18 protein-coding genes are annotated in these 21,646 nt (G+C 71.6%); 5 read left to right on the forward strand and 13 right to left on the reverse strand.

Going from position 1 to position 21,646, the window contains the following annotated elements; translation table 11 throughout:
* Nucleotides 1-61 precede the first annotated feature (61 nt).
* From BL254_RS29275 to BL254_RS05810, 9 genes are all read right to left on the reverse strand, one after another.
* A complete protein-coding gene (locus BL254_RS29275) occupies nucleotides 62-1,213 on the reverse strand; it encodes a lysophospholipid acyltransferase family protein (protein WP_083730870.1) in 1,152 nt (383 codons plus the stop codon).
* Nucleotides 1,210-1,929: a (d)CMP kinase gene (cmk, locus tag BL254_RS05775; protein WP_235433440.1), complete on the reverse strand. Its 720-nt coding sequence runs from the start codon at nucleotides 1,927-1,929 to the stop codon at nucleotides 1,210-1,212. Before cmk ends, BL254_RS29275 begins: the two co-directional genes overlap by 4 nt.
* 371 nt (nucleotides 1,930-2,300) lie before the next feature.
* Complete coding sequence (locus BL254_RS05785) at nucleotides 2,301-3,428, reverse strand: prephenate dehydrogenase (RefSeq protein ID WP_047222629.1); 1,128 nt, start codon at nucleotides 3,426-3,428, stop codon at nucleotides 2,301-2,303.
* Between the two features lie 251 nt (nucleotides 3,429-3,679).
* Nucleotides 3,680-4,426 carry a pseudouridine synthase gene (locus tag BL254_RS05790; RefSeq protein ID WP_047222630.1) on the reverse strand — a complete coding sequence of 249 codons (747 nt, stop codon included), beginning with the start codon at nucleotides 4,424-4,426 and terminating at the stop codon, nucleotides 3,680-3,682.
* A gap of 109 nt (nucleotides 4,427-4,535) precedes the next feature.
* Nucleotides 4,536-5,231 (reverse strand): SMC-Scp complex subunit ScpB, encoded by a 696-nt coding sequence (gene scpB / locus BL254_RS05795; protein ID WP_047222631.1) that lies wholly within the window; start codon nucleotides 5,229-5,231, stop codon nucleotides 4,536-4,538.
* Nucleotides 5,232-5,244: 13 nt separating this feature from the next.
* A complete protein-coding gene (locus BL254_RS05800) occupies nucleotides 5,245-6,255 on the reverse strand; it encodes a ScpA family protein (protein WP_047222661.1) in 1,011 nt (336 codons plus the stop codon).
* Nucleotides 6,256-6,420: 165 nt separating this feature from the next.
* Nucleotides 6,421-6,555 (reverse strand): hypothetical protein, encoded by a 135-nt coding sequence (locus BL254_RS28945; RefSeq protein ID WP_256386230.1) that lies wholly within the window; start codon nucleotides 6,553-6,555, stop codon nucleotides 6,421-6,423.
* A gap of 73 nt (nucleotides 6,556-6,628) precedes the next feature.
* Nucleotides 6,629-7,318: a M50 family metallopeptidase gene (locus BL254_RS05805; protein WP_076842721.1), complete on the reverse strand. Its 690-nt coding sequence runs from the start codon at nucleotides 7,316-7,318 to the stop codon at nucleotides 6,629-6,631.
* A 145-nt stretch (nucleotides 7,319-7,463) separates the two neighbouring features.
* Nucleotides 7,464-8,450: a ParA family protein gene (locus tag BL254_RS05810; RefSeq protein WP_076842722.1), complete on the reverse strand. Its 987-nt coding sequence runs from the start codon at nucleotides 8,448-8,450 to the stop codon at nucleotides 7,464-7,466.
* 411 nt (nucleotides 8,451-8,861) lie between these two features.
* Between BL254_RS05810 and BL254_RS05815 the strand changes: the two genes are divergently transcribed.
* The 4 genes from BL254_RS05815 to BL254_RS05825 all read left to right on the forward strand — a co-directional run bounded on the left by BL254_RS05815 (nucleotide 8,862) and on the right by BL254_RS05825 (nucleotide 12,506).
* Nucleotides 8,862-9,965 (forward strand): S-(hydroxymethyl)mycothiol dehydrogenase, encoded by a 1,104-nt coding sequence (locus tag BL254_RS05815; RefSeq protein ID WP_076842812.1) that lies wholly within the window; start codon nucleotides 8,862-8,864, stop codon nucleotides 9,963-9,965.
* Between the two features lie 298 nt (nucleotides 9,966-10,263).
* Nucleotides 10,264-10,914, forward strand: a complete 651-nt coding sequence (locus BL254_RS05820) for an MBL fold metallo-hydrolase (protein WP_076842813.1) — start codon at nucleotides 10,264-10,266, stop codon at nucleotides 10,912-10,914.
* Nucleotides 10,915-11,061: 147 nt separating this feature from the next.
* Nucleotides 11,062-11,136 carry a putative leader peptide gene (locus BL254_RS29280; RefSeq protein ID WP_371390116.1) on the forward strand — a complete coding sequence of 25 codons (75 nt, stop codon included), beginning with the start codon at nucleotides 11,062-11,064 and terminating at the stop codon, nucleotides 11,134-11,136.
* Nucleotides 11,137-11,621: 485 nt separating this feature from the next.
* Nucleotides 11,622-12,506 (forward strand): TauD/TfdA family dioxygenase, encoded by an 885-nt coding sequence (locus tag BL254_RS05825; protein WP_076842723.1) that lies wholly within the window; start codon nucleotides 11,622-11,624, stop codon nucleotides 12,504-12,506.
* Between the two features lie 438 nt (nucleotides 12,507-12,944).
* Here BL254_RS05825 and BL254_RS05830 read toward each other — a convergent pair whose 3' ends face one another.
* Together BL254_RS05830 and BL254_RS05835 are read right to left on the reverse strand one after the other, a co-directional pair.
* Nucleotides 12,945-16,901 (reverse strand): ABC transporter ATP-binding protein, encoded by a 3,957-nt coding sequence (locus BL254_RS05830; RefSeq protein ID WP_371390119.1) that lies wholly within the window; start codon nucleotides 16,899-16,901, stop codon nucleotides 12,945-12,947.
* Between the two features lie 265 nt (nucleotides 16,902-17,166).
* A complete protein-coding gene (locus BL254_RS05835; protein ID WP_047222634.1) occupies nucleotides 17,167-18,510 on the reverse strand; it encodes an Ig-like domain-containing protein in 1,344 nt (447 codons plus the stop codon).
* A gap of 657 nt (nucleotides 18,511-19,167) precedes the next feature.
* Between BL254_RS05835 and pucL the strand changes: the two genes are divergently transcribed.
* Nucleotides 19,168-20,061: a factor-independent urate hydroxylase gene (pucL, locus tag BL254_RS05840; RefSeq protein WP_047222635.1), complete on the forward strand. Its 894-nt coding sequence runs from the start codon at nucleotides 19,168-19,170 to the stop codon at nucleotides 20,059-20,061.
* A gap of 51 nt (nucleotides 20,062-20,112) precedes the next feature.
* On the opposite strand, the gene BL254_RS05845 is transcribed toward pucL, so the two are convergent.
* Both BL254_RS05845 and BL254_RS05850 read right to left on the reverse strand, forming a co-directional pair.
* On the reverse strand, nucleotides 20,113-20,982 hold the full coding sequence (locus tag BL254_RS05845) for an S-adenosyl-l-methionine hydroxide adenosyltransferase family protein (RefSeq protein WP_076842725.1): 870 nt from the start codon (nucleotides 20,980-20,982) through the stop codon (nucleotides 20,113-20,115).
* A 50-nt stretch (nucleotides 20,983-21,032) separates the two neighbouring features.
* Nucleotides 21,033-21,467, reverse strand: a complete 435-nt coding sequence (locus BL254_RS05850; protein WP_076842726.1) for a DUF3099 domain-containing protein — start codon at nucleotides 21,465-21,467, stop codon at nucleotides 21,033-21,035.
* Nucleotides 21,468-21,646 lie beyond the last annotated feature (179 nt).

The raw sequence follows: 21,646 nt of genomic DNA on the forward strand, positions 1-21,646 counted from the left end.
CCCACAACGTCCTCGTCTCTGTGCTCTCTGTGCTCTGTCGGATCCGGATCTCTGCGGATCTCTACCGTCTGCCGGATCCGGTCGGCCCGGGGCCGCCTCGCCGCGGCCGGCGGCTCGCCCTGGCCGCCCAGCCCGGCCCTGGCCGCCGGGTGGGCGGCGCGGCCGGGGCGGGCAGGGACGCGGGTGTCAGCCGGGCCTGGGCGAGATGGTCGGCGAGCCGGACCCGGATGCCCTCGGCCACCTCGGCCAGCGCCTTCCGCGACCGTGGATTGGCCGGGATCTCCACCTCGAACGGATGCCCGAAGACCATCCGGGCGTGGACGGAGCGCCGCGGCCAGTACGCCCCCCTCGGCAGGACCTGCCCGGTGTCGACACAGGCAACCGGCACTATCGGACAGCGGCCGTGAACAGCCAGGTAGGCGATGCCGTGCTGGACGGTTTCCACCTCGCCGCTGCCCCTGGTCCCCTCCGGGAACACCCCGATCGCGCCGCCGCGGGAGAGCTCGTCGAGTGCGGTGTGCAGCGCGAACCGGTCGGGCCGGCCCCGGTTGACGGGGATCTGCCCGGACAGCAGCAGCAGCCGGCCGAGAATCCCGGTGTACAGCTCGGACTTCACCAGGCAGCGGACCGTGCGCGGCGCCTCGATCACGACCAGGGGCCCGTCGAGCAGGCTGCTGTGGTTACCCGCGAAGATCAGCGGTCCGGTGGGCGGGACCCGGTCGAGCCCCTCGGCCGTCAGGCGCATGACGACTCTGCTCAGGATCAGGCGGAACGGTGGTTTGAGCACCGTGTGCAGAATGTCGTTGTACGGCCGGGACGCCGCGGCCCGCCGGGACACCGCCGTGGACGGCCGCCCGCCGCCCGGCCCTCCGCCGCCGCGCGGGACACCGGCCACGGAACCGACGCCCCGCGCGGCGTCACCCCGCACAGCGCCGGCCGCGGGAGCATCGCCCCGTGGGACGTCAGCCTGCGCGTCATCAGTCTCGGAAACATCGCCGTTCGAAGCACCACCCGGTGCGACACCGCCCTGCGCACCGGCGGGGGCATCGCCCTTCGGAGCGTCACCCCGCACACCGCCGGTCGCAGAAACGTCACCCCGCGAAGCGTCGTCCCGTGGGCCGCCGGTTGCGGGAGTACTGGTCGCGGGAACGCCGGCCGCACTGGCCACGCTGGCTCGCGGCGCGCCGTCCCGGGGGTCTTCGATCGTCGTCATGACGCTCGGGCCGAGGCCTGTTCACAGTGCCGTAGGACCTCGTCCACGACGTCCTGGACGGACAGAGCGGTCGAATCGAGCACGATCGCGTCGTCGGGGACGGCCAGCGGGTCCGCGGCGCGGGTGCTGTCCAGGGCGTCCCGGCGGTCGAGTTCGGCGAGGGTGCGGGCCACGTCGTCGACGCCCCGCTCGCCCAGCTGGTGCGACCGGCGCAGCGCCCGGACCTCGGTCGAGGCGGTCAGGAACACCTTGACCGGGGCGTTCGGGGCGACGACCGAGCCGATGTCGCGGCCCTCCACCACGATGCCCACCGGCGACGCCTCGGTGATGATCTGCTGCTGGCGGATGACCAGGCGCCGGCGGACGGCGGGCACCGCGGCCACCGCGCTCACCGCGTTGGTCACCGCCCTGGTCCTGATCAGGTCGTCCACGGGCTCGCCGTTGACGGCGATCGTCGGATTGTCCGGGCTGGTACCGATCGTGAGCACCGCCCGCTCCGCGAGCTCGGCGACCGCATTGTGGTCCTCGATGTCGATCCGGCTCTCCAGGGCGAGCTGGGTCACCGCCCGGTACATCGCGCCCGTGTCGAGATACCGCAGGCCGAGCCGACGGGCGATCTCCCGGGCGGCCGTGCTCTTGCCCGACCCGCCGGGCCCGTCCACCGCGATGACGAGCCCGTCGCGGACCAGCCGCTGCGGCGACGTCACACCCGTCACACCCGTCACACCTGCCGTGGCCGGCGCGGGCCCGTCGGGCCGCCAGGACTCGGCGCGGCGGCCCTCACCATCTGCGGACGCCTCCTGAGCGCCGGTAGCCGACGCAACCACCGGCTCACGCCAACCGCGGTCGTGTTCCACCGTTTCCTCCGTCCGGACGCGACATCTGCACCACAACCACAAACCCGTCTACACCAGAAACCCGTCGGCAACCGACGTGGTGAAACCGGCCCGATCCGGATGCTCACCCGAGCCGACGCCGATGCGGTCAACCCGGCTCAGGCTACCCGGGGCCGTCCATCCGGGAAGGATGGCGTCGCGCCCGGGTAGGCGCCCGGGAAGGACGGCCTTCTCGTCAGGACGGCCGGCGGTCACGAGCGGCGGTAGGCGGTCCAGCCGGCCGCGGCCAGCCTGTCCAGCAGGGAGTCGACGATGTCCGGTGCGACGGCAAGCTCCACGATGCCGGCAGGGGCGTCGAGATTGTGCTCGAACGCGGCAATGTCCTCGACGTTGATCTGCCAGTCGCCGATCGCGGTGAACAGGGCGCCCAGCTGGCCGGGCCGGTCGGCGAGCACCACTCCCACCCAGGCCCACGCCCACGGCCGGGACACCGCGCCGGCCTTGCGCGGCAGCAGCGCCCGACCGGCGTTGCCGCCGGCCATGAGCGTGCGGACGGCCAGCATGACCTCCTGCTCGCTGCCCTGGTCGAGGACGTCGGCGAGCTGGGTGAGCCGCGCGGCCAGCAGGCGTGCCCGGGCCGCGACCGGGCCGCGGTTGCCCTCCAGGATCGACGACCACAGGCCGGGATCGCTGTCCGCCAGCCGGGTGACGTCCCGGAATCCCTGGCCGGCCAGCGCCAGCTCGCCGGTGGCAAGATCGGGCGTGGCCGCGGCGAGCAGGCTCGCGACCACCTGCGGCAGGTGGGACAGGGCGGCCATGGCCTGGTCGTGCCGGTCCGCGGTCGTGCGCACCGGCGTGGCGCCGCAGGCGTGGGCGATCGCGACGGTGGCCGCCAGCGCGGCCGGCGAGGTGTGCGGCAGCGGGCAGACCACCCACGTCCGCTCGGCGAACAGGTCGGCGCGGGCCGAGGCCGCGCCGCCGCGCTCCCGCCCGGCGATCGGATGCGCCGGGCACCACGTCGACAGGTCGCAGCCCGTCTGCACGGCCTCGACGATCGGCCTGGCCTTCACGCTGGCGACGTCGCTGACGGTCTCGGCGATCCCGGCCCGCTGCAGCCGCCGCAGCTCCCCGGCGACCGCGTGCGGGGGGACCGCGACCACCGCGTGCTCGACCGCCTCCCCGTGCCAGGGCCGGCCGGCGCCCATGACCTCGGCGACCTTCACCTGTTCGGTGTCGATGTCGGCGAGCATGACGTCGACGCCGCGGCCGGTCAGCGCCAGCCCGATGCTGGTACCGATCAGCCCGGACCCGACGATCCCCACCCGCCGCGGCGGCGGCCCGTGGCCGGAGGATCGGGATGCGCCGGATGTGACACTCACCGCGCCACCATAGTTCGCGGACGGGTCGTGGGTGTTTCCACGGGTCGACCACTGGTTGCCCGGCGTGTTCCCCGTGTCCGCCCGTGCCTTTCCGGGCCTTCCTTCCGTCTCCCCCTGTCGTGCCCTGTTCTGTCCCGTCCTGCCCCGCCGTCCGTGTCCCGTCCCTCCGCCCGCGCCGCGGGGGCGTCTCCCACCCGTCGCCCTACCTGCCGGCCATCTTTCGGCCACCTGCCAGCCATCTGTCGGCTTCGTTACAGGCCGACCTCGCGGTAGAGGGCGCCGATCTCGCCCCGGGAGAGATGCCTGGTCCGGCCCGCCCGCAGCGAGCCGAGGTGCACCGGGCCGATCCTGGTCCGCACCAGCCGGCGCACCGGATGGTCGACTGCCTCCATCAGGCGGCGTACCACCCGGTTGCGCCCCTCGTGCAGGGTGATCTCGAGCATGACCCGTGAACCGGCCGAACCGACGATCCGGACGGCGTCCGCGCGCACCGGGCCGTCGGCGAGTTCGACGCCCTCGCGCAACCGCCGGGGGACGTCCCGGCCGACCGGCCCCGCGACCTCGACCAGATAGGTCTTGGCGACCTCGAAGGACGGATGCGACAGCCGGTGGGCCAGCTCCCCGTCGTTGGTCACCAGCAGCAGGCCCTCGCTGTCGACGTCCAGCCGCCCGACGTGGAACAGCCCCGGGCCGGCGTCGGTCACCAGGTCCGCGACGGTCGGCCGGCCGCGGTCGTCCGACATCGCCGAGAGCACCCCGACGGGCTTGTTCAACGCCAGGTGCACCAGGCCCGCCCGGGTGACGACCCGTTCGCCGTCCACCTCGATGATCGCGGTCTGCGGGTCGACCCGCATGCCCTGCGTCTCGACCACCCGGCCGTCCACCCGCACCCGGCCCGCGGCGATCAGCTCCTCGCTGTGCCGGCGGGAACCGACCCCGGCCGCGGCGAGCACCTTCTGCAGGCGAACGCCCTCTGCGTTCGCGTCACCGGCCGTCATGGGCCTCCGTCCTGTCCGCGAGCCTGTCACAGCTCTTCGATCCGTCATGGGCCCTGCCCTCGATCCGTCATCGGGCCTCGGCCCGTCCGCGGGCTCCGCTCATGTCCGGTCACGGGCCCTCGATGTCGTCCACGTCGGCGATGCCGGGCAGCAGCGGGGCCAGCGGCGGCAGCTCGTCGAGATGCCGCAGGCCCATCCGTTCCAGAAAGTAGTCGGTGGTCCGGTACAGGATGGCACCGGTGTCGGGGTCGGTCCCGGCCTCCTCGACCAGCCGGCGGGCGGTCAGGGTACGGATCACCCCGTCGGCGGACACCCCGCGCACCGCCGAGATCCGCCCGCGGCTGACCGGCTGCTGGTAGGCGACGACCGCGAGGGTCTCCAGCGCCGCCTGGGACAGTTTCGGGCTCTGCCCGGCGAGGACGAACCGCTCGACCCAGGGGGCGCACGCCTCGCTGGTGTAGAAACGCCAGCCGCCGCCGACGTCCCGCAGGCTGAAGCCGCGGCCGTCGGCGATGTACTCCAGGGCCAGTTCGACGAGGACGCCCTCGACCTCGGTGGCGGGAACGCCCAGGCTCACCGCGATCTCGGTGACCGGCACCGGGTTCTCCGCCACCATCAGGATCGCCTCGACGAGGGCCGGCAACGGCGGCCGCGGCGCGTCATCCTCCGCGCCCGATCCGCCCGTGCCCGATCCGCCCGTGCGCCGTTCGTCCGGACCCGGTTCGTGCTCGTCCGGTTCGTGCTCGTCCGGGCTGTCGGCCGCCACGGTTTCGCCGCCGGTGAGCGGAGCCGCTTCCCCCGTCATCCTGGTTCCCCCGTCACTGCCGTCGTGATCCTCGTTTCCGGCTTCTGCCGGGCCCGGCCGGCCCGACGTCGTCGACATCCCCGGAAGCGTCGGCATCCCCGACGGCGCTGGTGACGATGCCGCGTACGCCGTACGTACCGTCCACGTCGTCCGTGCCGTCCGTGCCGTCCGTGCCGTCTGTCGCCTCTCGCGGTTGCCGCCTGGAGTCCGCGGGGTCGGTGTCGGCTATCCACCGTACTGTCAGCTCTCCCAGCGGAACCTCCTGGGAGAAGGCGACCCGGCCCTCCCGGAAGAGCTCGAGAAGGGCGAGGAAACGCGCGACCACCTCGATCGTCTGCCGGCAGTCCGCGCACAGCGCCTGGAACGACGCGCTGCCGAGCTCGCGCAGCTTCTCCAGCACGGCGAGCATGTGCTCGCGGATGTTGATCCTCGGCAGGTGGACGTGGTCGGTGGCAACCTGCGGGGGCAGCGGAGGCTCCCGCAGCCGGGCCGCGAGCCGGGCGAGATCGGCCGGCCCGATACCGATCTGCACCTCGGGGAGAGCCTGCGCGTAACGCGGTTCCAACGGCACGGCCCGGGGGACGTGGCGGGCCTCGAGCGCCATCAGGCCCACGAACAGCAGCGACGCCTCCTTGTAGGCCTTGTACTGCAGCAGCCGGGCGAAGAGCAGGTCACGGGCCTCCAGCAGGGCGAGGTCCTCCGCCTCGTCATCGGAGATCGCCCCCGGCAGCAGGCGGGCCGCCTTGAGGTCGAGCAGGGTCGCGGCGATCACCAGGAACTCGGTGGCCTGCCCGAGGTCGAAACCGGGGCCGAGGCGGCGGATGTGCGCCACGAACTCGTCGGTGACCTGGGAGAGCGCGACCTCGGTGACGTCCAGCTTGTGTTTGGCGATCAGGGACAGCAGCAGGTCGAACGGCCCGCTGAAGTTGGCGAGCTCGACCACGAAGGAGCTGCCGGCCCTGCCGCGGCCGGTCGGCACCGCCGCTGCGGGCGCTCCAGCCTCGAGTGCCGTGGTCCCGGGCACTCCAGCCTCCGGGCCCGTGCCGGCCTCCGGTGCCGCGGTGATGTCGCGCGGCGCCTTCCTGGACGCTCTGGCGCCCGGCGCGGCATTCCTGGGCGTGGTGGCACCGAGTGCCGGCGTGGTCACGCTCGGCCGAGGAGATGTCCCGGTCCGTGCCATGACACGACGCTACCGCCGCGGCGGCACGAGCCGTCCCGGGCCACCGCACGTCCGTTCGAGCGTGGCCGGCCGCCCGCCGGACGCGAGCAGGCCGAACCGGCCGTCCTCGGTGCTGGTTGCGGCAGCCGGCCGCCCAGCGGGCACGGCCGGATCCGGTCGTCCGGGCCGGCGGGACGACCGGGCGGTGCGGGCCGGCGGGCGAATCCGCGACAGGCGCTCAACCGACGTCGACGCCGACGATGCTGCCCAGCCCCCGCAGCAGCGGCAGGATGAGCTGGCCGATGACCGAGGGAAACGACACGAACAGCACCGGCAGCAACAGGATCACCAGCAGGATGACGATGCCGATGTTGTTCTCGCGGAGCTGGTAGTTGGCCCGGTGCCAGCTCGGCGACTGCGGGCCGAGCAGGAACAGCACCCGCCCGCCGTCCGCCGGCGGGACGGGGATGAGGCTCAGGATGAACAGCGACCCGAACGTGCCCGCCATCCACAGCAGCAGTTGGGCGAGAAAGCTACCCGCGCCGTCGATCTCCAGGACGCGGTCACCCTCGGCGAACAGGACCGGTTCGGAGACGAACTTGAACCCGACGATCGCGGCGAACGCGAGCAGCAGGTAGGCCAGCGGACCGGACAGCACCGCCGTGGCCACGTGGAACCGCCGTTTGCGCCACACGTCGTTCATGGGTACCGGCTCGGTCCAGYCGACCCCGGAGATGAGCATGGCGACCCCGCTGAACGGGYTGACCCGGTGTTTCAGCGACGCCGTCAGGCGCCCGCTGCGCAGCGGRCTGGGGTCCCGCAGCAGCCTCGCGACGAGGACCTGCGCGCCGTCGTGAGCGTGGATCCCGATGAGGAGCGCGAGAGCGATCCCCAGTAGCGCCGCGGGTTCGGCCAGGTAGAACAGCACGCCTCTACAGGTTCCTTATCCCGTCCCGGATCCGTCCCGCTTCCTGGACGTACGTATCCCCATCGTCGCCCACCGGGCCGACCAACCGACCAGCCGACCAGCCGACCAACCGACCAACCAGCCGACCAGCCGGCCGCCCGGCCACTCACCCCGCCGCGGACGGGGTCGCGTGCCGGGCCATCAGCTCGCGGGCCAGCCGCCGGTAGCCGTCCGCGCCCACGGACGTGGGCGCGTAGGTGGTGATCGGCTCGCCGGCCACGGTGGTCTCCGGGAAGCGTACCGTCCGGTTGATCACCGTGTGGAAGACCTCGTGTGGGAAGCGTTCCACCACCCTGGCCAGCACCTCCCGGGCGTGCAGGGTGCGTGCGTCGTACATGGTGGCCAGGATGCCGGCGAGCTCCAGGCTGGAGTTCAGCCGGTCGCGCACCTTGTCGATGGTGTCCAGCAGCAGGGCGACGCCGCGCAGGGCGAAGTACTCGCACTCCAGCGGGACGATGACGGCGTCGGCGGCGGTCAGCGCGTTCACGGTCAGCAGGCCCAGGGACGGCTGGCAGTCGATGAGGATCACGTCGTAGACCGAACGCACCCGGGACAGGGCGCGGGCCAGGGTGTGCTCCCGCCCGACCTCCGTGACGAGCAGCATTTCCGCGGCCGACAGGTCGATGTTGCTCGGCAGCAGGTCCAGCCCGTCGACCTGGGTGGGGACCAGCACCTCACCGATCTCGGACTCGGTGCCGATCAGGAGATCGTGCACGGTGTGCTCGAGCACCATCGGGTTGATGCCGAGGCCGACCGAGAGCGCACCCTGTGGGTCGAAGTCGACCAGCAGGGTGCGGCGGCCGTATTCGGCGAGCGCGGCACCGAGATTGATCGTGCTCGTCGTCTTGCCGACGCCGCCTTTCTGGTTGCACATGGCGACCACCCAGGCGGGCCCGTGTGTCGACACCGGCGGCGGTACCGGAAAGACGGGCAACGGGCGTCCGGTGGGCCCGATCTCGCCGGCGTCACCATCGGCGGCGGGGATGTCGGCGGCGTCGAACTGGCTGTCATCGGGCAGCGCTGGTTCCCCGACGGTCATCCGCCCGTACGGGGGGCGTACCGGGGCCGCCATCGGCGAAGTATCGGCGGTCATGTCGAGGGACCTGCTCCCTTCTTGCGGATCGGTGCGCGGAGAGCAGAAGCGGACCGACAGGAGCGTACCGACCGATGGTCGGACGCATCCCGCCGGGTCGGTAGCCGCGGCCCGGCGCAGCCGATGTCCCCGTTGTTCCGGTCCGCTCCCGACGGGTTCCACCGATAGCGGCAGACAGCTCTCAATAACAGTTGGTAACTATACCGGGACGTATTTCCACCGGCGGGAATTGCCGGCCCACCRTGAACGGTGCTTGGCTTGAAGCCTGGCTGAAGCTTGGYTGAAGCCTGGCCTGCACCTGTCCGGACGGCCGGGGCAAGCCCGTCTGGACGGCCGGGAACTGCACGATCATGCTTGGTGCGCAGCCGGGTGTCCGGGCCGCCGACGGTCGACGAYGACGGGAGCATGACAATGGGCGCGACAACGGATGCGGTGACTGTGCGTGGCGTGGTTTCCCTGGAGAAGGGCGCCCCCGTCACCCTGACGGAGATAGTCGTCCCCGCCCCGGGGCCGGGGGAGGCGCGGGTACAGGTCCAGGCGTGCGGCGTCTGCCACACCGATCTGCACTATCGCGAGGGCGCCATCAACAACGACTACCCCTTCCTCCTCGGCCACGAGGCCGCCGGGACCGTCGAGGCTGTCGGCGACGGGGTCACCTCACTGGTGCCCGGCGACTACGTGGTGATCGCCTGGCGGGCGCCCTGCGGGAGCTGTCGTTCCTGCCTGCGCGGCCGGCCGTGGTACTGCTTCGACTCCCGCAACGCCAGCCAGCCGATGCGGCTGGCGGCCGACGGCCGGAAGCTGTCACCGGCGCTGGGCATCGGGGCATTCGCCGAGGCGACCCTGGTGGCGGCCGGCCAGTGCGTGAAGGTCGACCCGGCGGCCCGTCCGGAGGCCGCCGGGCTGATCGGCTGCGGGGTGATGGCTGGTTTCGGCGCGGCGGTCAACACCGGCGCGGTCACCCGCGGTGAGACGGTCGCAGTGTTCGGCTGCGGTGGCGTGGGGGACGCGGCCATCGCAGGGGCTTCCCTCGCGGGCGCCCGGAAGATCATCGCGGTCGACGTCGACCAGCGCAAACTGATCTGGGCCCGCCGGTTCGGCGCCACCCACACCATCGACGCCCGCGACCTCGACCCGGTGGAGACGATCAGGACGCTCACCGACGGTAACGGCGCCGACCTGGTTATCGAGGCGGTCGGTCACCCGGAGACCTACCGGCAGGCGTTCTTCGCCCGGGACCTCGCCGGGCGGCTCGTCCTCGTCGGGGTCCCCGACCCGTCGATGACCCTCGAGCTGCCGATGATCGAGGTGTTCAGCCGCGGCGGTTCGCTGAAGTCGTCCTGGTACGGCGACTGCCTGCCCAGCAGGGACTTCCCCGTCCTGATCGACCTCTACCGGGCGGGCCGGCTCGACCTCGACGGGTTCGTGACCGAGACCGTGGGCCTCGGCGACGTCGAGGAGGCGTTCACCCGGATGCGGCAGGGCGGCGTGCTGCGCAGCGTCGTCCGGCTCTGACCGGCACGCCCCGGACAGCACCCCCCGGACAGCACCCCGCGGACCTGCGCATCGCGAGCCCGGACCGGCATACGCGGGTACGACTGGCACACGCGGGCCGCCGCCGGCACGTGCGGTCGACCCGTGCGTGTCGGCTCCGCGCCGGCGCCCGCGGTCCGGCCGGATCCGCTGACGACCAGTCTGGGCGGATCGGGCATGCTCGGTCCGGATGGGCCGGGTTGACCGGCCCGACACACGCGGACGACCGTGGACCACCACGGGAGCACCGGACGACAACGATGACGGGAACGGAGAACGCGTGGCCAGACACGACGGAGTGCGGGTCGATCGGATCATCACTCGTGGCGAGTTCCTGATCGACGGCCAGCGCTTCACCGTCGACAACAACATCTGGCTGGTCGGGGACGCCAGCGAGGTACTGGTCATCGACGCCGCGCACGACCCGTCCGTGATTATGGCCGCGATCGAGGGCCGCCGAGTGTCGATGATCGTGGCGACGCACGGCCACAACGACCACATCAACGCGGCCGTGGAGCTCGCCGAGCGGGTGCAGGCCCCGGTCGCCCTGTGCCAGGCCGATCTCATGCTGTGGGAGATGGTCTACCCGGGCCGCCCGCCGGATCTCCAGCTCGCGGACGGCCAGCAGATCCCGATCGCGGGCGGCGGCTGGCTGCACGTCCTGCACACCCCCGGGCACTCCCCGGGCGGCGTGTGCCTGTACGGGGTGATCAACGGGGAACCGGTCCTCTTCAGCGGCGACACCCTCTTCCGCGGTGGGCCGGGTGCCACCGGACGGTCGTTCTCCGACTTCCCGACCCTGCTGAACTCGATCAGAAGACGGCTGCTGACGCTGCCGCAGGAGACGGTGGTGCACACCGGCCACGGCGACGACACCRCCATCGGCACCGAGGCGCTCGAATACGACCAGTGGATCGTGCGCGGCCACTGATCCGACCGTCCGGCCCGCCGCCTTTCGCCGGCGTGTTCCGATATGTTCCAACACGCTCCGACGTGTTCCGGCGGGCCCCGATACCCTCCGGAAATCCGGTTCCGCCAGCCGTGGACACGGACTTCCCTTACATGTTGTAATCAGTTCATGGATCAGGGAGCCGACCTGACGGCACGGCTTTACGTGGACCTGGTGCGCGTGTCCAGCGCCAACTGTCGCTGACACCGGTGCCGCTCCCGGCACCGGTGTCAAGAATTCTTCGGCCGGTCCGGACGGCCCGTGGCACGGTCCACGACCATTCATCAGCCGTCCTTTTCCGCTGTCGGCGGAACAGGTGCCACGAAGTCCGCCGGTGCCACCGCGACAATACCCGGTCCGGACGCGTCCTTTTTGTTGACCAGCCGTCCCACCCGTGACCCGGGAGGTATTTCCCGACACCCGGGCCACGCATCCGAACATCCGACAGTTGTTCGTCCAGCAGCCGGGAAAATCATGCCCGGTCGTTTTTCCATGCGTTTCGCGCGTCGGGTGCTCCGTGCACTCCGGTACCCGCCGTGGAACGCCGTCCTCCGTCGGTGCCCAGTGGCCGCCCGGTCCTGCGGGCAGCGCTTCGGGCGAACCGAGCGCTTCGGGCGAACCACCAGAAGCACGGGCAGCCAGAACCAGGGCCATCAGAAACACGTCAGGAACAAGTGAAGGGACGAACTGTGAGCACTGTCACCCATCTCGACGCGCGGCTGGCCGGCGATCTGGCTGTCCGGCCGCTGCAGCCGACCATCGGCGCGGAGATCAGTGGGGTGGACCTGCGGTATCCGCTGACCGACGAGGTCCGCGACCAGATCCGGGCGACAATCCTGAAATACAAGGTCGTCTTCTTTCGTGACCAGGAGCTGACCCGCGAGGAACACGAGGCGTTCGCCCGGCGGTTCGGGCCGCTCTATCCGCACCCGAGCGGGCCGAAGGCACCCCTCAACGACAGCGCCGGAAGGGCGACCTCGATCCACCGGATCGCCGCGGCGGACTTCAAGGACTACGAGCGGGCCCGCGCCACCGCGGACGCCGACGAGAACTGGGACGCCTACCACACCGACACGAGCTGGCGGCTGGTGCCGACCTGGGGGGYGGTGCTGCGCGCGGTCACCCTGCCTGATATCGGCGGTGACACCATCTGGGTGGACGCCGGGCTCGCCTACAACGCGCTGTCCGACGACGTGAAAGAACGTCTCGCCGGCCGCCACGTCACCCACGACTTCCGAGACGCGCTGAACGCCGTGGGTTACGACTACCCGATCGTGTCCCACCCCGTGGTCCGGGTACACCGCGAAACCGGCGAAAAGATTCTGTGGGTCAACTTCACCCAGCATCCCTCGATTCTCGGGCTTGACAGGTCGGAGAGCAGGGAGCTGCTGACCCTCGTTCTGGACCAGTACCGGAAGCCGGAACACCAGGTCCGGTTCTCCTGGCGGCCCGGTTCGGTCGCGTTCTGGGACAACCGTGCCACCGTCCATTACGCGGTACGCAACTACGGCGACTTCCCACGGGTACTGGAGCGGATTCTGATCGCTGAGGAGCCGCTGTACGCCGACCTGTGATCCCGGCCGACAGCAACACACAGTAATACATTACACACAGCGACGAACGGCACCGGGTGACACGGGTGGCCCGGATCAGGTAGCGGAGAGTGCCTGCCTGGTCCGGGGCCGCTGTTGCCCGCCACCCGGCGGCCGTGGAGGCCCGTGGGCGGGCCACCATAAAACGATCGACGGGATTCTGCGGCGGGAACGCACCGGCGCTCCCCGGTCCGTCCGGCCCTGCCCGTCCGACGCCGCGGGTACCCGGCTCTGGCGAGGCGGAGCCGGGTACCGGGTTCCTACCAGGCGCTCAGGAGCCGGGCCGGGTCGTAGCTGGGCAGACCCGGTACCTGCGTCGTCGTCCGCGTGACGGCGACGGGTGACGCGGTGTCACCGTCTGGCCGCGAAGTCTTCCCGCGCACAAAGACATGGATGTCACCCACCATCCCTGATCCGGGGTCACCGTTCCGGTACACACTCCAGGCCCGAGGCCTGGACAGGGCACGCCGGGCCGTCGGCGCCGTTGAACTCCGCCCACATCCGCGCGTACCGGCCGCCGGCCCGCAGCAGCTCGGCGTGGGAGCCCTGCTCGACGACCCGGCCGGCGGCCATCACCACGACCCGGTCGGCACGGGCGGCGGTGGTGAGCCGATGCGCCACCACCAGCGTGGTCCGCCGGCGCGCGACGTGCTCGGTGGCCTCGGTGACCGCCGCCTCCGTGGCCAGGTCGAGAGACGCGGTGGCCTCGTCGAGGAGCAGGATGTCAGGGTCGGCCAGTGCCGCCCGGGCAAGTGCCAGCAGTTGGCGCTGCCCGGCCGACAGCCCCCGGCCGCGCTCGCCGACCGGATGGTGGTAGCCCCCGGGCAACCGAATAATCATTTCGTGCGCCCCGACGGCGCTGGCGGCGGCCACCACCTCGGTGTCCTCCGCCTCCGGGCGGGCGTAGGCGATGGCGTCCCGCACCGTCCCGGAGAACAGGAACGCCTCCTGCGGGACCACGCCCAGCCGGTGCCGGTAGCCGGCGAGATCGAACCGGGTCACGTCGGTGCCGTCAACCCGCACCACACCGCCGGTCGCATCGTAGAAACGCGCGACCAGTTTGACCACGGTGGACTTGCCCGCGCCGGTCTCCCCCACCAGGGCGACGGTCTCCCCGGCCGCCACCCGCAGGCTCACCCCGTCCAACGCGGGACGGCTGGTGCCGGCGTAACGGAAAGAGACGTCCTCGAGCGTGATCCGGCCGGCAAGCCGGCCAACCGGCACCGGATCCGCGGCCGACGGGGTGGAGGTGGGTGTGCGCAGCAGGTCGCGGATGYGCCGAAGGCCCACCTTCGCCTGCTGGTAGCCGTCGAACACCTGCGAGAGCTGCTGGACCGGGGCGAAGAACAGGTTGATGTAGAGCAGGTAGGCGATCAGCCCGCCGGTGGTCAGCGACCCGGACGCGACCAGCCCGGCACCGGCGCCGAGGACGAGCGCGGCGGCCAGCTCCGAGCAGAACTCCATGAACGGGAAGTAAAGGGCGATCATCCGCTGCGACCGCATCCGCGAGGCGCGGTACCGCTCGGCCAGCACCCGGAAGTCGTCCTGGTTGCGCTCCTGCCGGCGGAAGGCCTGCACCACCCGGATGCCAGCCAGGTTCTCCTGCAGCGCGGCGTTGACCGCGCTGACCCGCTCCCGCGACTCGGTGTAGGCAGCCGAGGACTTCGCCCGGAACACCAGCGTGACCGCGATCCCGACCGGCAGCATCGGGAGCACGACCAGCGCCAGCTCCGCGTTCAGCACGACCAGCGCGATCCCGATCCCGACGAACGACGCCAGCGCCACCACCGCGGTCGTCAGGCCCGTCTGCAGGAACGTCGACAGGGCGTCCACGTCCGTGGTCATCCGGGTCATGATCCGGCCGGAGAGCTCGCGTTCGTAGTAGTCCAGGCCGAGCCGTTGGAGCTGGGCGAAGGTCTTCACCCGCAGGACGAACAGCAGCCGCTCCCCCATCCGCCCGGTCACCCGGGCCTGGACGACCTGCCCGCCCCAGGCCGCCAGGACCACGGCCAGCGCCACCGCGGAGGTGGCGAACAGCACCGGCGACGCGCCCGTGGACACGCCCGCGTCGACCCCGTGGCGCACCAGCGCGGGCATGGCCAGGCTCGCGGCCGCGTCCAGGGCGACCAGCAGCAGGCCGACGGCGAGCAGCCCGGGCACCGCGCGCAGCAGGCGGCGCAGCGAGAACGCCGGGTCGGGCGCGGCGGCGTCGGTTTCGCTTACCCGGACCGGCTCGGTCGCGGGCGGGAGCCGGGCCACCTGGGTGAGCAGTTCGGGGGTGGCCGGGGTGTCGGCGAAGGGGCCGCCACCGAACCCCGCCCCCCGGCCGCCGAACCCGCCTGCCCGGCCGCCGCGCGCGGGGCGGGCCGGCCGCATGCCGTCCAGGCCGGCGCCCACCCAGGTATCCGGAACCGGACGCATACGGGGCGTGAGCGCACCTGCGAATGCCGCCGGCCGGCCACCGTTCGCCCGGCCCTTGCCTGCATCATCCTTATTTATCTGATTTACCTTGTTTACCTGATTCGCCTGGTTCGCCGGGTGACTGCCGTTGCCCGTCTGATCGGAGCCAGCGCCCGCCCGGTCGAGACTCGGTCCGGACAGCAGCATCGTGTACAGCGGACAGCGGACGGTCAGCTCCTCGTGGGTGCCGACGTCGACCACCCGGCCGGCGTCGAGCACCGCGATCCGGTCGGCCAGGTGCAGGGTGGAGCGGCGGTGCGCGATCAGCAGGGTGGTCCGCCCGCGCATGATCTGCCGCAGGGCGGTGTGGATCTCGGCCTCGACCCGGACGTCGACCGCGGACGTCGCGTCGTCCATGACCAGGACGGGTGGGTCGACGAGCAGGGCACGGGCCAGCGCGATCCGCTGGCGCTGGCCGCCCGAGAGCGTCAGCCCCTGTTCGCCCACGACCGTGTCGTAGCCGYCGGGAAGCTCCCGGATGAAACCGTCCGCCCGGGCGGCCCGCGCCGCGGCGACGATCTCGGCGTCGCCGGCGTCCGGCCGGCCGTAGGCGATGTTGGCGCGGACCGTGTCGGAGAACAGGAAACTGTCCTCGAAGACCATCCCGATCTGGGCCCGCAACGACGCCAGGGCCAGCTCCCGGACGTCGTGGCCGTCGATCCGGACGGCACCAGCACCGGCGCCAGGGCCAGAATCGGGGCCAGTACCAGGGCTGGCGCCAGAACCGGCGTCTACGTCGTAGATGCGGGAGAGCAGCGCGGCCACCGTCGACTTGCCCGACCCGGACGCCCCGACCAGGGCGAGGGTCTCACCGGCCTCGACCCGCAGCCGGAATCCGTCGAGCACCGGACGGTCCCGGGTGTAACCGAAGGTGACGTCGTCGAACTCGATCGTCCCCCGGGCGCGCCCGAGGCTGACCGCCCCGGCCCGTTCGGTCACGACCGGGGCGGTGTCGATGAGCTCGAAGACCCGGATGKCGCTGGCCCGGGCCTGCTGCCCGACCGTCAGCAGGTTCGCGAGCATACGGGTCGGCGCGACGAGCTCACCGAGGTAGGTGCTGAAGGCGAGGAAGGTGCCCAGGCTGATGTGGCCGCGCAACGCCAGCCAGCCGCCCAGCGCCAGCACCCCGACCTGCCCGACGGCCGGCACCGCGGCCAGTGCCGGCATATACCGGCTGGTGATGGTCACCGCACGCATGCGCAGCGCGAACAGAACGCGGGCGGACGCGGTGAGCCCGGCCAGCTCCCGCTCCTCCTGCCCGAAGCCCTTGACCACCCGCACGCCGGCGACCGCCTCGTCCACCACCCCGGCGACCTCGCCGGCCTGCTGCTGGGCCGCCCAGGTCGCCGGGAAGACGGTCCGCCGCGCCCGCAGCCCGATCAGCAGCAACAGTGGCCCGACCGCGAGGGCGAGCAGGGTCAGCAGCGGCGAGAGCACCGCCATGATCGCAATGGTGAGCACGAGCAGCAGCAGGTTGCCGCCCAGCCACGGCAGGTACGACAGCAGCCCCTGGATGGCGGTGACGTCCGAGATGGCCCGGCTGACGATCTGGCCGGTGCGCATCCCGTCCTGGCGGACGCCGTCGAACCGCGCGAGCGCGGCGAACACCGCGTCCCRCAGGTCGTACTGGACGTCGAGGGAGAGACGCCCGCCGGTGGTGCGGCGGACGTAGCTCGCGGCGAAACGCAGCACCCCGGCCACGAGCAGCGCAATCACGTAGGGAGCGAGCGGATGCCGGTGGTCGACCACGACGTTGTCGACCACCCCGCGCTCGATCAGCGGGGTGATCACGGCGAGCACGGTGGCCAGCACCGCCGCGCCGGAGGCCACGGCCGCGTTGCGCCGGTAGCGCAGGATGCACCCGCCCAGTCGACGCAACCAGCCCGGTCCGGACGCGGACCGTGCCGGCTGGACCAGCCAGGCCGGTGGTGTCGGTGGTGTCGGCTGGGCCGGCCCGGTCGACTGGCCGGTCGAGCCCGGCGTCACGGGGCCACCGTGGTGGTCGGACGGGTTGCTGTTCGCGCGAATCTCCCGGGATGGCTGGTCGGGTCGGGGCAACCTTCAGCCCAACCATCCTGGGAGATCGTCGCTTCCCGGCCGCACCCACCGGCCGGCCGGTGTTGCGCGCCGCCGGCCGGCCGGTGGGTGCGGCCGGCGGCGGCTGGCAGAAGCGGATCGGCTGTCAGGAACGGATCGTCGGTGGCGGACTGGCCGCCGCGCCGACGATGCCCGCGTCCGCCGGCGGCGGCGCAGTGGTCGCGGCCGTCAGCGGCAGGGCGCTGCCGGCAACCCACCGCTGCCAGGAGATCGACCACTCGTTGCCGAGCTGGGAGGTGTCCGGCGGCCGACCGGTGTTGCGCACATCGATGATGTCGCCCAACCGGCTGAACCGGTAGAACCATTCGGCGTCCGCCGGCGACGCGTTCACGCAGCCGTGCGAGACATTGTTCTGCCCCTGAGCGCCGACCGACCACGGCGCCGAGTGGACGTACTCACCGCCACTGGTGAACTGCACGTTCCACTGGACGGTCTCGTAGTAGTAGTCCGGATCGCCCTTGGGAATACCGACGGTCGCGGAGTCCATAATCACCGTCTGGGCGGTGCCAAGGACGTTGTGCGGGCCGTCCATGGTCGGTGACGAGGGCTTGCCGAGGCTGACCGCCATGGTTTTTTGCAGGACGCCGTTGCGATACACCTTCATCGTGTGGGTGGCGGCGTCGACATAACTGATCTGCGCCGGGCCGATGACGAAATCCATCGCCCGGTCCTTCACCCCGAAGCGGTTGCCACCGAGGTCCAGACCGGCGAGGTTCGCCTCGACGTGCACCTTGGTCCCCGACTTCCAGTACTGCTGCGGGCGCCAGCGCACGGTCCGGTCCGACGACCAGTTCCAGGCGCCGGTGACCGGCGGATCGGTGGTGACCACCAGACGCTTCTGGACGGCCGCCCGGTCGGGAACCGGCCCGTTGAAGGTCAGCGTGACGGGTGTACCGATACCGACGGTCTGCCCGGCGACCGGTCCCCACGACACCTTGAAGGGTTTGGCCGGATTAATCGTGGTGAAAGTGGCCGCCATGGTCGTGGTGCCCGCTATGCCGTTCACCGGGGACGTCGCCGCCGACACCTGGTACTGCGTGTCCGCGAAGAGCCCGCCGGTGGACGTCCAGGTCCTGCCGTCCTCGGAGAGCTGGCCGGCCAGTTCGCCGGCGGAGGTGTCCTGGGACTTGCTCGCGCCCCGCAGCACCTTCACCGACTGTAGCGGGGTGTTGCTGTGTACCACCACGGCGCTGGTGAGCGCCACGCCCTGGGAGCGGTCCGTGGGCGTGATGGTGATCTGCGGCGCCGTCGCGGTCGGCGCGGTCAGGCTGCCGGGAGCGGACGCCGAGCCTCCTCCCTCCGGCCGGGGTGAGCACGAGGTCAGAGCGATACAGGCGAGCAGCGCCGCACCGACAGTCGATATGAGTGACCGTTGCGAGGGGGATATGCCGCGCGGGCGCGCTCCCCTTGCGCCGTGCGCTCCCCCCACCCCGAGCGGCCTCCTCACGCCGTAAGGCCTCGAACGGTTCACCCACCCGAAGAAGGTGTGGCCACAGCTCTTGTCGTGGGTTCGGGCGCCTGCTGGACCGGGCCCCACCCCACCGGCCGCGGAACGACAGGTCGCCGCGGAACGACGAGCCGGGGTGTGGCAGACCGGGATACGAACCCGCTCCATTGACCGGCCCGTCCTGAGTGCCTCCCACTCATTCACAGCCGGACCGTACCCAGCGGCCGGACCGGCAACGCATTGATCATTGAAATGGCCGGTGTCAAACGGACGACGATAACCATTGGTACAACATGCGAATGCGGAGAGTAGCCTTCTCCGCGAGTGCTTCATATCCCCTCCCTCATCATCCCGTCCGACGCCTGAGTGCTTTCAGAGGTTGCGCCCGCTCGACGACCAATTTGGCGGAACGGGACGGACGCGCCCCGTCCGTACCAGGAAGTCACAACCAGTAACCCGAACGGGGCGCGGGTAACGTCGCCCAGGGCAGGCGCACCGGCCGGGCCGACCGACGGACCGGCCCACAGCGGCCCGGCCCGGCCCGGAACAGCTCGACACGGAACGGTCCGGCCCGCATCAGTTCGGCACGGCAGAGACCCCGGCCCGAAAAAGGGTCCGGCCCCCGACCACGGAGGCGCGATGGCAGTCGTTCTCGGTCCCAACAGGTACGGAAAAGCGGAGATCAGGCTCGTCCACGTCGAGCGCTCGACGCCGGTGCACCGGATCCGGGACATCAGCGTCACGTCGGCGCTGTGGGGCGACTTCACCAGCGCGCACGTCGACGGGGACAACAGCCACATCCTGGCGACCGACACCCAGAAGAACACCGTCCACGCGTTCGCCCGCACGGGCGGTGTCGGTGAGATCGAACAGTTCGGCCTGCGGCTCGCCCGGCACTTCACCACCGCCACCCCGTGGGTCACCGGCGCGCGGCTGGAGATCGAGGAATACGGCTGGCAGCGGATCGAGGTGAACGGCTCCGGGCACGACCACGCGTTCTTCCGCAGCGGCGGCGAACACCGGACGACGACGGTCACCGTCGACCGGGACACCGCGCATGTTGTTTCCGGGACAGCCGGCCTGATCGTACTGAAGTCGACCGGTTCGGCATTCCGGGGATTCATCCGGGACGACTACACCACGCTGGCCGACACGGACGACCGCGTCCTGGCGACCGAAATCACCGCCCGCTGGCGCTACACGAGCACCGCCGTCGAATTCGACACGCTGTTCCCGAGTATCCGGGCGACGCTGCTCGAGACGTTTGCCCAGGTCCCCAGCAGCGCGTTGCAGCAAACCCTGTACACCATGGGACGGGAGGTCCTCACCGCCCACGCCGACGTGGCCGAAATCCGACTGTCCATGCCGAACAGGCACCATTTCCCGGTCGACCTGACGCCCTTCGGACTGGACAACCCCAACGTCGTCTTCCAGGTGGCCGACMGGCCGTACGGCAAAATCGAGGGAACTGTCCTGCGGGACGACGTGCCCGCGGCGGAATCAGCYTGGTCCACGTTTCCCGGCGACGGCTGACCAGTCGACAGCACGGAACCGCGCGGCGCCGCGAGGCGAGCGTGGGAGGGCTCAGGACGGCGCGGGGCGTCCTGCCGACAGTCGGAGGAGATCCCCGGCCGTGACCGCCAGGCGCCGCGCGGCACTGCCCCGGTTGACCGCGAGCGCCACCAGGCCCGCGGAATCGACGTAGACGACGAGCTCATCGGGAGCCACCGAGGCGAACGTGACCCCGAACACGGCCGTGGTCACCGAGGCGCCCACGGCGACGCGGAGCAGGTGGCCGGGGCGCATCCCGGCCGAGGCCAGCAGGGCCGCGTCCGCGGCCACCTGCACGTTGCCATAGGTGTCGACGGTGACCACCTCGGCCTCGGCCTCCACCGCCACCGCCGCCGCCGCGGCGTTCACACCGGCTTCCGCGGCGGCCGCGGCGGCCGGATCGGCATCGACGACCAGGCGGGCGACCGGCGGCGGGAGCCGCACCAGCCCGCCTGGATCCACCTGCTCACCCAGTGCGGCCGGATCCCGGCCGGCCGCGACCGCGGCGGCGGCGGGGGCGAACACGTCCCGCCCGTGGAAGGTCGCCGGCACCCCGTCCGGGACGGCCAGCGCCACCGCGGCGCGCACTCCCCCGAGCACGTCGGCCGCGGGCGGCAGCAACCCGTTGTCCGGGCCGACGAGCACACCCCGCGGGGCGGAGACGACCAGCGCCCGCCGGGAGGTGCCGACCCCCGGGTCGACGACCGCGAGATGCACCGCGGGCGGCAGATGACCGACCGTCTGGGCAAGCACGACCGACCCCCGCCGCACGTCACCGGCGGGCACCAGATGGCTGATGTCGATGATCCGCACATCGGGCGCGTGCCGCAGCAGCACCCCGTGGCAGGCCGCCACGAACCCGTCACCGAGCCCGTAGTCGGTCAGGAAGCTCACACAACCCACGCGGCCCCCACCACCCGCATGATCCACACCATCCGCGCAGAGGTCCTGTGTCACCCTCGCGACCGGGCCGCGGACCCGACGTGCCCGGCGGCGTCGGCCTCCCGGCCATCCCCGCCTTCGTCATCGGTGCGCTGGCCCTCACCGACGGCCTGGCCCTCACCGTCGACGACCTCGTGGTGGGCCGGTTGGAGGGCCGGTGGCGGCTCGTCCGCGGACCGGCCCGGTGAGACGTACAGGGACGGGTGCTCCCGCTTGAGCGGCGGGCCGCCGTTGGCGACGACCACCGCCAGCCACGGCATGACCACGGCGATGACGATGGCGCCGAAGCGCAGCCAGCCGTGCAGCGCGACCACGGCGAGCACCAGGCAGACGGTACGGAACATCATCGAGATCACGTATCGGCGCTGGCGTCGCCGGATCTCCTCCGGGCGGGACAGCACCGCACGTGTGATCAGAACAGCGTCGCTCTTCCGCCTGATCCGCACTGGTCCACTTCCCGTCGTCGGGACAAGCCCCGGATGCCAGCCCAGTGTGCGCCACACCAGGCCGCACCGCCCGTACAAGCATGCCTGCCGACCGCCCGACGGAACAATTCCCGGCTACCCGGCCACTTACAGCCATGTTCGGCAACACACGGCAACTTTCAGCAACTCCCCGCGGCCGA

Source organism: Protofrankia sp. BMG5.30, assembly GCF_001983005.1.
Classification (GTDB): domain Bacteria; phylum Actinomycetota; class Actinomycetes; order Frankiales; family Frankiaceae; genus Protofrankia; species Protofrankia coriariae.

Coding starts and splice junctions, on each gene's coding strand:
- BL254_RS05790 (WP_047222630.1), bottom strand. CDS start 4,426: ATGACGGCCGGTGACGCGAACGCAGAGGGCGTTCGCCTGCAGAAGGTG.
- BL254_RS29275 (WP_083730870.1), bottom strand. CDS start 1,213: ATGACGACGATCGAAGACCCCCGGGACGGCGCGCCGCGAGCCAGCGTG.
- BL254_RS05810 (WP_076842722.1), bottom strand. CDS start 8,450: ATGACCGCCGATACTTCGCCGATGGCGGCCCCGGTACGCCCCCCGTAC.
- scpB (WP_047222631.1), bottom strand. CDS start 5,231: ATGACGGGGGAAGCGGCTCCGCTCACCGGCGGCGAAACCGTGGCGGCC.
- BL254_RS05815 (WP_076842812.1), top strand. CDS start 8,862: ATGGGCGCGACAACGGATGCGGTGACTGTGCGTGGCGTGGTTTCCCTG.